11 protein-coding genes are annotated in these 10990 nt (G+C 40.5%); 8 read left to right on the top strand and 3 right to left on the bottom strand.

What is annotated here, in order from left to right:
• The first annotated feature begins 2 nt into the window (after positions 1-2).
• The gene (locus D2V08_RS07290) at positions 3-1130 is read left to right on the top strand and encodes an efflux RND transporter periplasmic adaptor subunit (RefSeq protein WP_119607386.1); all 1128 of its coding nucleotides are present in this window, start codon (positions 3-5) and stop codon (positions 1128-1130) included.
• Between the two features lie 3 nt (positions 1131-1133).
• On the opposite strand, the gene D2V08_RS07285 is transcribed toward D2V08_RS07290, so the two are convergent.
• Positions 1134-1955 (bottom strand): ZIP family metal transporter, encoded by an 822-nt coding sequence (locus D2V08_RS07285; RefSeq protein WP_119607385.1) that lies wholly within the window; start codon positions 1953-1955, stop codon positions 1134-1136.
• Complete coding sequence (locus D2V08_RS07280) at positions 1955-2629, bottom strand: metal-dependent transcriptional regulator (RefSeq protein WP_500683414.1); 675 nt, start codon at positions 2627-2629, stop codon at positions 1955-1957. Before D2V08_RS07280 ends, D2V08_RS07285 begins: the two co-directional genes overlap by 1 nt.
• Before the next feature lie 61 nt (positions 2630-2690).
• On the opposite strand from D2V08_RS07280, the gene D2V08_RS07275 reads away from it, so the two are divergent.
• The 3 genes from D2V08_RS07275 (at position 2691) to D2V08_RS07265 (ending at position 6688) form a co-directional block, all read left to right on the top strand.
• Positions 2691-4961 (top strand): TonB-dependent receptor, encoded by a 2271-nt coding sequence (locus tag D2V08_RS07275; protein ID WP_119607384.1) that lies wholly within the window; start codon positions 2691-2693, stop codon positions 4959-4961.
• Positions 4962-5003: 42 nt separating this feature from the next.
• Entirely contained in the window at positions 5004-5441 is a 438-nt protein-coding gene (locus D2V08_RS07270; RefSeq protein ID WP_119607383.1) for a hypothetical protein, read from the top strand.
• A 104-nt stretch (positions 5442-5545) separates the two neighbouring features.
• Positions 5546-6688: a lycopene cyclase family protein gene (locus tag D2V08_RS07265; protein WP_119607382.1), complete on the top strand. Its 1143-nt coding sequence runs from the start codon at positions 5546-5548 to the stop codon at positions 6686-6688.
• On the opposite strand, the gene D2V08_RS07260 is transcribed toward D2V08_RS07265, so the two are convergent.
• Positions 6685-7668 carry a polyprenyl synthetase family protein gene (locus tag D2V08_RS07260; RefSeq protein WP_119607381.1) on the bottom strand — a complete coding sequence of 328 codons (984 nt, stop codon included), beginning with the start codon at positions 7666-7668 and terminating at the stop codon, positions 6685-6687. The two genes, D2V08_RS07265 and D2V08_RS07260, sit on opposite strands and share 4 nt — an antisense overlap.
• A 172-nt stretch (positions 7669-7840) precedes the next feature.
• Between D2V08_RS07260 and D2V08_RS07255 the strand changes: the two genes are divergently transcribed.
• The 4 genes from D2V08_RS07255 (at position 7841) to D2V08_RS07240 (ending at position 10970) form a co-directional block, all read left to right on the top strand.
• Positions 7841-8389: an RNA polymerase sigma factor gene (locus D2V08_RS07255; RefSeq protein ID WP_119607380.1), complete on the top strand. Its 549-nt coding sequence runs from the start codon at positions 7841-7843 to the stop codon at positions 8387-8389.
• A complete protein-coding gene (locus D2V08_RS07250) occupies positions 8379-8816 on the top strand; it encodes a hypothetical protein (protein ID WP_119607379.1) in 438 nt (145 codons plus the stop codon). Before D2V08_RS07255 ends, D2V08_RS07250 begins: the two co-directional genes overlap by 11 nt.
• A gap of 216 nt (positions 8817-9032) precedes the next feature.
• Complete coding sequence (locus D2V08_RS07245; protein WP_119607378.1) at positions 9033-9638, top strand: TetR/AcrR family transcriptional regulator; 606 nt, start codon at positions 9033-9035, stop codon at positions 9636-9638.
• Positions 9639-10970, top strand: a complete 1332-nt coding sequence (locus D2V08_RS07240; protein ID WP_119607377.1) for a TolC family protein — start codon at positions 9639-9641, stop codon at positions 10968-10970. It abuts the gene before it with no gap.
• The last annotated feature ends 20 nt before the right edge of the window (positions 10971-10990 follow it).

Below are 10990 nucleotides of genomic sequence, written 5' to 3'. Positions count from 1 at the left end.
CAATGAAAAATATAATTCAAATCGCCGCTGTTTTCCTTCTATTGATAGGCTGTGGCAACAAAAATAACGCTGAGTCCGTTTCCGAAGAACAAGTAGAACCTACTGGAATACGGGTGACCCAAGATCAATTTGACACCAACGACCTAATGTTGGGTGCCCTGGAAAAAAGAACCTTTCCTAAAATGGTGGAAACTTCTGGAATGATTGATGTTCCGCCAGAAAACCGGGCTAGCATAACAGCCTTTATGGGAGGATTCGTAAAAAACACCTCATTATTGGTTGGTGACCAAGTGAAGAAGGGGCAACTTTTGGTAAGCTTGGAAAATCAGGAATTTGTACAGATGCAACAAGATTATCTCGAAATTTTCAACCAATTGGATTTCTTAAAAGCTGAATTTGAAAGAAACCAAACACTGTTTGAAGAGAAAATCGCTTCGCAAAAAAACTTTCTTCAGGCCAAGAGCAATTATGAAACGGCCAAAGCTCGCTACAAAGGATTAAGGGAGCAGTTGCAAATGTTAAACATTTCACCTAATAGGGTCGAACAGGGCAACATTACTTCCCAAGCGGTAATTTATGCCCCAATTTCGGGAAGTGTAACCAAAATGAACGTGGCCAAAGGAAGTTATGTTTCACCAGCTACCGAGATTATGGAAATTGTAGACAATGACCATGTACATTTAGAACTGTCCGTTTTTGAAAAGGATATTCTTAAAGTTAAAAAAGGACAAAGAATCCAGTTCAAAATTCCTGAAGCCTCGGAAGATACTTTTGAGGCCGAAGTGCATTTGGTAGGCACATCCATTGATGATACGAATCGATCCATAAAAGTACATGGTCATCTAGCTCACGAAGAAGAGGCAAATTTCCTCCCAGGAATGTTCGTGGATGCCAAAATCATGACAGACACCATCAAAACTTTGTCATTGCCAGAAGAAGCTGTGATTGAATCCGAAGGCACTTATTACGTGCTTAAATTAGTTGATAAAGAAAACGGCGGTTATACGTTTGAACAGATTCCCGTAAAACAAGGAAATACCTATGATGGTTATACGGAAATCATAGCTACCGACTTAAACGAAACAGATCAGTTTTTGACCAAAGGTGTTTTTGATTTGATTGGGGGATAGTTTTTAACCCAATCCTACATCCAAGGTCATCATAATAATAAATCCACCGATAAAGCCCATTGTAGCGATATCGGTGTATTTGTCTTGTTGTGTTTCGGGAATCACCTCTTCCACCACCACAAATATCATAGCCCCTGCGGCAAAGGAAAGGGCATATGGCAAAATAGGCTCAAATGTGAGCACGGCCCAAGCACCTAAAACAGCAGCAATAGGCTCAACTAGTGCCGAAGCCTGACCATACAAAAAACTTTTGGTGCGAGTAAGTCCTTGTCTCCTCAATGGCATTGCCACTGCAAATCCTTCCGGGAAATTTTGAAGTCCAATACCAAGTGCCAATGCTACGGCACCTCCAATGGATGCACCTTCAAATCCTGCGGCCACACCACCAAAAAGTACCCCTACCGCCAACCCTTCGGGAATGTTGTGCAACGTAATTGCCAAAGTTAGCAAAGTAGTTCTATGCCAAGGTGTTTTTACGCCTTCCGCCTCGCTTAATTTAAAGTTGATGTGCAAGTGGGGCAATATTTTATCCAAGCCAAAAATAAAACCGGCACCAAGTAAAAATCCCACTGCAGCTGGAATCACTTTCACAAAGCCTTCACCGGCACTCATTTCAATACCAGGTGCCAACAGACTCCAAAAACTCGCTGCGACCATAACTCCTCCGGTAAAACCCAACATTCCATCAAGTAATGCACGGTTCATCCCTTTAAAAAAGAAGACCAAAGCAGCTCCTGCCGCGGTCAACCCCCAAGTAAATAGGGTAGCATAAAAAGCCGCCAATACGGGGTCTATATCTTGAAAATACTGTATTACTTGATCCATTAGTCGTTCTTTTTTACATAAAGGTTAGACGCTATTTGATGTGATATTCGCATTTCCTTCCCATCCATTTGAATTCTTAGAGAATTATCAAAGTCCTCCTTGTCCAACACCTGAATGGTATTTCCCAAAGCAATATTGTTCTTGTCCAAAAACTTAAGAAAGGGCACAGAGGAATCCTTTACCCCAACACATATTCCTATGGATTTGATGGACATTTCGCTGAGTAATTTTTCATCCCGTTCCTGAAACTTACCGTCCTTAGTGGGAATGGGATCCCCGTGTGGGTCATATTTTGGAAAATTCAAAAGTTCATCGATTTTGTCAACCAATTTTTCACTTTTAATGTGTTCCAATTGTTCAGCAACTTCGTGCACCTCATCCCAACTAAAATCCAATTTCTCCACCAAGAAGACCTCCCATAAACGGTGTTTTCTAATGATGGATAAAGCTGTCTTCTTGCCTTCAGTGGTTAATGAAACCCCTTGGTACCGTACATAATCCACCAATCCTTTATCCGATAATTTCTTGGCCATATCCGTAACCGAAGAAGGTTTGGTCTCCATTTGCTCTGCAATGGCATTAGTGGTGATGGACTTGGAGTCACCACCACCCAAATGAAAAATTGTCTTTAAATAGTTTTCCTCTGATCGGGTCATCAAAAAATATTTTTTCAAAAATACATTTTTATTTGACAAAATCTATTTTTAGCTTTGTCTAAATTTAATTTTATATTAATTGAAATATCTTTGTAAACATATCACTTTGTTATGGATAGCCTTTGTAAGCAGCAGTTGTTTTGCGCAAACAACTTCGTTAAACGGAAAGGTTTCGGATAACGGTGAGCCTCTTCCCCTGGCAAACGTATTCCTCAAAGGAACCAAAATAGGAACTGCTACTGATATTGATGGTTTGTATGAGTTGAACAACATTCAACCTGGCGAGTATCTTTTGCTGGTGACCTCTTTGGGATATCAACGCTATCAAACAAAAATCAGTATACGGGCCAACGAATTCAAAACGATTAACATACAATTAGAAGCTTCTGCGCAAAGTTTAAAGGAAACCGTAGTAACAGGTACTTTAAAACCTGTTAGCAGATTGGAGAGTCCGGTTCCTGTGGAGGTCTACTCCCCTACTTTTTTGAAAAAGAACCCTACCGCGAGCGTTTTTGATGCGCTTCAGAATGTGAACGGTGTACGCCCACAGATCAATTGTAATGTATGCAATACGGGAGATATCCACATCAATGGGCTGGAAGGCCCTTATACCCTTGTGCTCATCGATGGAATGCCCATTGTAAGCGGTTTGGGAACGGTTTATGGCCTTACCGGCATCCCAAATTCCCTTATTGAACAGATTGAAATCGTAAAAGGACCTGCTTCTTCACTTTATGGTAGTGAAGCAGTAGGTGGTTTGATAAACATCATCACAAAAAATCCTTTGAGCGCTCCCGAATTTTTTGCCGATGGCTTTGCCACAGGTTGGGGCGAGTACAATTTGGATGTCGGCAGTAAAATTAAAATTGGACGAAAAACGGACCTTCTTTTAGGCGTTAATTACTTCAATTATGATATTCCCGTGGACAACAACGGTGATAATTTTACCGACCTCACCCTCCAAGACCGTATATCCATTTTCCAAAAGTGGAATTTTGAGCGTAGCGATAACCGTTTGTTCTCTTTAGCTGGACGTTTTTTTTATGAGGACCGTTGGGGTGGCGAAATGCAATGGACCCCTGAATTTCGAGGTGGGGATGAAATTTATGGGGAAAGCATCTACACCCGAAGATGGGAAGTGCTGGGAAAATATCAATTGCCGTTGGAAGAAAAGCTTCTCTTATCTTTCTCTTATAATGACCATAGCCAGAATTCGGTGTATGGCGACATAGAGTATTTGGCAGACCAACGTATCGGTTTTGCACAATTGACTTGGGACAAAACCGCGGGAAATCACGATTTGCTGTTCGGGACTGCGATTCGTTACAATTATTACGATGACAACACGCCTGCTACCTTGGAAGCTGACAATATTTGGATTCCCAGCCTATTTGCTCAAGACGAATATTCTTTTGCTCCCAAGCATTCTTTTTTGGCCGGGCTTCGATATGATTATGACCAACGCCACGGCAATATTCTCACACCAAGGGCTGCTTACAAATGGAAGGTTTCCAACAACGATATTTTTCGGGTGAACGCTGGAACGGGATTTCGCGTAGTCAATTTGTTTACGGAAGACCACGCAGCCCTCACAGGTTCGCGGGAAGTGATTATTGCCGAAGAACTAAAACCCGAGCGTTCTGTTAATGTAAACATTAACTATTTGAAGAAAATTTATAGTGACAATGGTACTTTTATTGGTCTGGATGCCTCGGCTTTCTATACCCGATTCTCTAACGTTATCCTGCCGGATTATGAGACCAACCCCAATCAAATCATTTATGATAATCTGGACGGCAAATCGGTTTCGCAAGGGCTTAGTGCCAATTTGGATATTGCTTTTCCCAGCAGTTTTAAGATTATGGTGGGTGCCACTTGGCAAGATGTAAGCAACACAGAAAATGGTGTGACCAAACAGCAAATATTAACCGAAAGTATAACTGCTACGTGGAATTTGTCGTACACTTTTCACTCGCTAAAATTGACGGCGGACTACACAGGGAATTTATATGGCCCAATGCGATTACCGCTTTTGGGAGAGTTAGATCCAAGACGGGAATATTCGCCTACCTGGAGCATCCAGAATATCCAGTTTACCTACAAAGGATTGAATAATTTTGAAGTGTACGGGGGCATCAAAAACTTGTTGGATTGGACCCCAAACCGTGGTAATCCCTTTATCATTGCGCGAGCCAACGACCCATTCGACAAAGAAGTAACATTTGACAGTTTTGGCAATGCCGTGGCCACCGCGAACAATCCCTACGCCCTTACGTTTGACCCTGCTTACGTATATGGACCCAACCAAGGTATTCGTGGGTTCTTTGGGTTACGGTATACGGTTTTTTAAGAGAAGAAGAATGATTATCTTGTTAAAGAATAAACCAACCCGATGACCCAACCAAAATTCTATTTTTTTGCCTCACTGACCATTTTTATCATAGTTGCTATACTCCTAATAACAGGTTCCTTTGTTTTAACGGAACCGCTATATAACGGAAGTACAATTCCTATGGGTACGCCCTTAACTTGGCTAGGTATTATGTCACTACCCCTAGCCATTTATTTTGGGATTGAACGATTTAGAAATCCATCTAAAACCTACAAGTTTCTGTCACCACTACTGAAATTCTCATTGGCTACAACCATACTCTGGGTTCCTGTTTCTTATTTACTCGCAGGAAATTTATCCTTTTCATTTAGCGAAAAAGAAGTTTTTCAAGGGGGACAACTGGCCATGAAATTGTTTTGGGGCTATAGTTATGGAGTGGTTATTTTACCCCTGCTATTATTGATTATTCATTGGGTTTTGAAACTGGTGAATAGATAAAAACCAAATATTCACTAAGCTTTTAGTATAAGGTTCAATAGGGACTCTTATATTACACTTCAACCATACCCCATTTTCAATCCGCCTTTTCTATCTTTGAAACTATGCCCAAGTACGATTACATCATTATAGGAGCGGGAGCTGCTGGCCTTTTATTGGCCGATACCTTAGGCAAGGACGAGTTCTTTACTTCCAAATCTATTTTGGTGTTGGACAAAAACGATAAAACCAAAAACGACCGTACCTGGTGTTTTTGGGAAAGGGGCAATGGCCCGTTTGATGATTTAATCCACAAAACTTGGGACAACATTTATGTAGGCGGGCAGCAACTTCAAAAATCCACTTCCATTGCACCCTACACGTACAAAATGCTCCGTGGTATTGACTTCTACAATCACTTTTTACCAAAGGTAAAAGCCTATTCAAACATTACTTGGGTGCAGGAAGAGGTTACTACAATTGAAGAGAAAGAAAACGAGGTTTTAGTGACCACACCGTCACAAAAATTTACCGGACGAACGGTATTTTCTAGCTTATATGATGCTTTAACCACTTTAAAACAAAAAGATTTTCCCGTTTTACAGCAACACTTTGCAGGATGGCAATTAAAAACCGAACAGTCGGTATTTAAAGCTGGTGAGGCCACTTTTATGGACTTTTCCGTGCCTCAAAAAGGTAACACGCGATTTATGTACGTGCTCCCAATTTCAGATACCGAAGCTTTAGTGGAATACACCTTGTTTTCGGAACATCTTTTAGAGAAAACTGAGTACGAAGAGGCCATCAAAACGTACATCAAGGAAAAATACAACAATACCAAATATACCATTCAGGAAAAAGAGTTTGGTAGTATTCCCATGACGTGCTACCCGTTTCATCAACACAATACAGATCGAGTTTTTCATATTGGGATTGCAGGTGGGTGGGCCAAACCAAGTACAGGGTATACCTTTTACAATACTAGTCAAGAAGTTCCTAAATTGGTTAGTCATCTAAAAGCTGGAAAACCTTTGTCAGAGTTTCATCAAAAAAGCAGGTTTCTGTTTTACGATATGCTGTTGTTGGACATTTTGTATGAGAACAATCATCTGGGACACGAAATTTTTGAGTCGATGTTCAAAAGAAGAAAGGCTTCGTTGATCTTAAAATTTCTGGAAAACGAAACCAACCTGTGGGAAGAACTTAAAATTGTAACAGCTCCCAAACCTATGCCATTTATCCGGGCATTATTTAAACGGCTGTTTTAAACGGTTCGCTCCATCAGGCCTTCGCCAAATTGTTGTAGCAGCGCCTTGTTTTTTTCGTGAAGACCAGTTTCAGCTAGTGCATCAAACGCTTTTTGGGTGAAATCTTGAATAGCTTTTTTGGTTTCCTCCACTGCCCCACTTTCTTTAAAAATAGTTTTTACCGCTTCCACCTTGGCCGTAGAATCTTCGGGTTTTATGGAATATAGGTGCAACAAGCCATCTTGATCGTCCTTGGATGCATTTTCCAACGATTTTAGGTACAGATAGGTCTTTTTGTTTTCCATAATATCCCCACCAACCTGTTTACCAAAGGTTTTTGGGTCTCCAAAGGCATCCAAATAATCATCTTGCAACTGAAAAGCGATACCCAGATTACGTCCAAACTCGTATATGGCTTCCGCATCTTTTTGAGAAGCCTTGGCCACAATCGCACCCATCTTCATGGCGGCAGCCACCAGTACGGATGTCTTGTACTCGATCATTTTTAGGTATTCGGGAATGGTCACATCATCGCGGGTCTCAAAATCAACATCGTATTGTTGTCCTTCACATACTTCAATAGCGGTTTTGCTATAAAGTTTTGTGAGTTCTACATACATATCACCTGGATAGCTTTCGAAGAATTGATAGGACAAAATCAACATGGCATCCCCTGACAAAATTCCCGTGCTTATATCCCATTTTTCATGAACTGTAGTTTTTCCTCTTCGCAATGGCGCATCGTCCATTATGTCATCATGTACCAACGAAAAATTATGGAACATTTCCACTGCCAAGGCTGCATCCATGGCTTCTTTGGCTTTACCACCAAAAACTTCCGCAGTCATTAAAGTGAGAATCGGGCGTAGTCGCTTACCTCCCAATCCCAAAATATATTGCACGGGTTCATATAGATTTTTGGGCTCTCCCAATTGGATTCGCCCTTCAAGATGCGTAACAAACTGCTCCCTATACTGACTAATGATATCGATATCTGACATGGAGCCAAAAATACGTTCAAATATTTAATTTGAGGTGAGCACATCGGCTTAAAACATGGATACAAAGTATCCAAATCCAAAAAATAACATCCCTTCGAAAAAAATAGACACAAACTGCAATAGAATAATTTTTCTTCGTCTCTATAAGTGAAAAGCAACCTGACCCAACTAAATGGCAGCCAAAACCGATAACCGAAATAACCTGACCAACTTCTTTAATGAGGAGTATGGCTCGTTGCGTTCGTATGTGCAGTCGAGAATCCAGGATACATCGGAGCGGGATGCCGAGGATATTGTGCAGGATGTGGCCCTACGGATGTTTTCCAGATCGGATGATGCCTTGCCCATAACCAATGTGGGGGCATTTGTTTACAATGCCATACGCAATAGGATCATTGATATTATGCGGGGCAAGAAGGAAAGAAAATTACCCAGTGAGGATATTGACCAACAATGGCGGGAATTTGCCGAATTCTTTTATGGTGATGCAGACAACAGTTATTCCCCAGAGATGGAGCAAGCCCTTAAAAAGTCGGTAGAGGATTTGAAGCCTGCCTACAGGGATATTATCATCGCCATAGATTTTGAAGGATACAACTATAAACAAATATCAGAAAGAACCGGAATACCGCTAGGTACTCTCATGTCCAGGAGACACCGTGCCATGTCCGAACTATCAAAAAAATTAGAGAATTTAAAAGAATTGAGTTATGGAACATAAAAAAGATTTCGAGAAAGCCGTGGAAAAGAAAATGGAGGGTACTATAAAAAAAGTAGTAAAGGTCATAGCCATGATTGTATTGGGAGGAATACTCTTTCTCTTGGCCAATTATCTATTAATGCGCCTATGGAACTGGCTGATGCCAGACCTATTTGGCGTAGGAACGGTTACCTACTGGCAAGCCCTAGGAATCTTTGTCATAGCTAAGCTTTTGTTCGGCTTTGGTGGAGGTGGCGGCGGCAAAAGCAAGAGTGGGTCAAGTCACAAAAAGAAAGTTAAGTCGTCCAACAAGTGTACGTCTTGGAGAAGGGATTTCGATGAATGGAAACACTACGATCAATTTTGGAAAGAAGAAGGAGAAGAGGCATACAAAGCATATGTAGAAAAAATCAAAAACGAAGATCATGATAAATCAGAAGAAGAATAGAGCGAAAAAGAAGTATTTACTGCAGTTCAGTCCGTTTTTTTGGCGGTTGGGAAAAATTGATTCCGACAACGTCAATAAAGATTCCCAACTAAGACCCGTATTTGTAAAAGGAAAAGAATCCATTTAAAACAAATAATCAATCCTTCGTTAAAAATTGTAAAACCAAGGAAACTTTTTTTGTTTTTAAAGTTTCCGTACCTACATTTGCAGCCTATTATGAAGCAGAAGATTATACAAAAAGCAACTGAAATGTTCTTAAACCTTGGTTTTAAGAGCATTACTATGGACGATTTGGCCCATGAACTTGGGATTTCCAAAAAAACAATCTACTCCCATTTTAAGAACAAAACGGATTTGGTACAACAAAGTGCCATGTCGATGACGGATTTTATTACCTGTGGCATAGATGACATTGTAGCGTTTGAGAAAAACCCAATCGAGGAGCTTTATGAAATCAAAAGATTTGTAATGGTGCATTTAAAAGATGAAAAATCATCACCCCTTTACCAATTGCAGAAATATTACCCAAAAATCCATACTTCACTCAAAGAAGTTCAATTTGAATGCACCCATCGCTGTGTGGTCAAAAATGTAAAAAGAGGAATGGAAATGGGGATTTACAGGGATAATCTGAATGTAGAATTTGTTTCCAGAATATACTTTACCGGCATAACCGTCATAAAGGATAATAATATGTTCCCTACAGAAATGTTTAGCAAACCAGATTTGTGGGACTACTATTTGGAATATCACCTAAGAGGTATTGTTACCCCAAAAGGAAGAAAAATACTCAACTCAATCATCAATTCAAATCAAGAATAAATGCGAAAAACGTTAATCAGTCTACTACTCGTACTACCTTGGTTGGCATCTGCACAAGATACTATACCCAGTTTTAGTTTAGACCAGGCCATCACCTATGCATTAGAGCATAACTATAGCGCCATAAATGCGGAACGAGACATTATAGATGCTCAAAAACAAAAATGGGAGACCATTGCCACAGGTCTTCCCCAAATAAGTGGTGCAGTCAGTTACCAAAACCAATTGAAGCAGCCTGTATCCCAAATTCCATCAGAATTTTTTGGTGGAGAACCTGGAACCTTTACAGAGGTGGTTTTTGGACAAGCACAATCCATGTCGGCTACCGCTACGTTCAGACAACAAATTTTTGATGGGTCCTATATTGTAGGAGTCCAAGCAACCAAAACCTTTTTGGAATACAGCCAAAATAACAAGGAAAAAACCGAACTGGATATTCGCAAGTCGGTGGTCGAAGCTTATGGCAATGTCCTTTTAGCCCAAGAAAGTGTTTTTATTTCTGAAAGAAACAAGGCCACATTGGAAGAAAACCTTTACGAAACCAAGCGTATTTATGAAAATGGTCTTGGGGACCAAGAAAGTGTGGATCAATTGCAGATTACTTTATCTACGGTGGACAACCAATTAAAAAATGCCCGTCGTATGGAGGAAATTACCCTGCAAATGTTGAATTTGGTCTTGGGACTTCCCATTGAATCACCAACCGTATTGACTGAAAACCTAGACGACCTTACCCAAAGTAAAATTGACTTGGGATTGATTGACTCCGAATTCAACATAGAAAACAATGTGAACTACAAAATGGCCGCCAACCTCAACCAACAAAGGGCATTGGAATTAAAATTAGCTAAAAGTTATGCTTTGCCCACGTTGAACGCCTTTGTAAATTATGGAGGAAACTCTTTTAGCGACAATTTCAACTTTTTAAATAGCGGCCAACAATGGTTCGGCTCCTCCATTTTAGGGGTTGACCTCAACATACCCATTTTTAGTTCATTAAAAAGAAGTGCAAGTACCCAACGTGCCAAGATTGCCTTGGAAAAGGCTAAAACCCAGTTTACCGAAGCGCAGGCACAGATTCGTCTTCAATTGGAAAGTGCCAAGAGCGATTATATCCTCGCCATAGAACAATATGGCACCTCCAAGGATAATTTGGAGTTGGCGGAACGTATCGAGAAAAAAAATCAAATTAAATATTCCGAAGGTTTGGCGACCAGTTTCGAATTGAGACAGGCCCAGACGCAATTGTATACGAGTCAACAAGAATATTTACAATCCATGGTCGATGTCATCAACAAGAAGACCGAACTGGAAAACATTTTAAATCAATAAACAAGAGAAAACCATTCCAT

The sequence above is a fragment of the Flagellimonas lutimaris genome (assembly GCF_003581615.1).
Classification (GTDB): domain Bacteria; phylum Bacteroidota; class Bacteroidia; order Flavobacteriales; family Flavobacteriaceae; genus Flagellimonas; species Flagellimonas lutimaris.
This window is presented reverse-complemented; position numbering and strand designations above follow the sequence as displayed.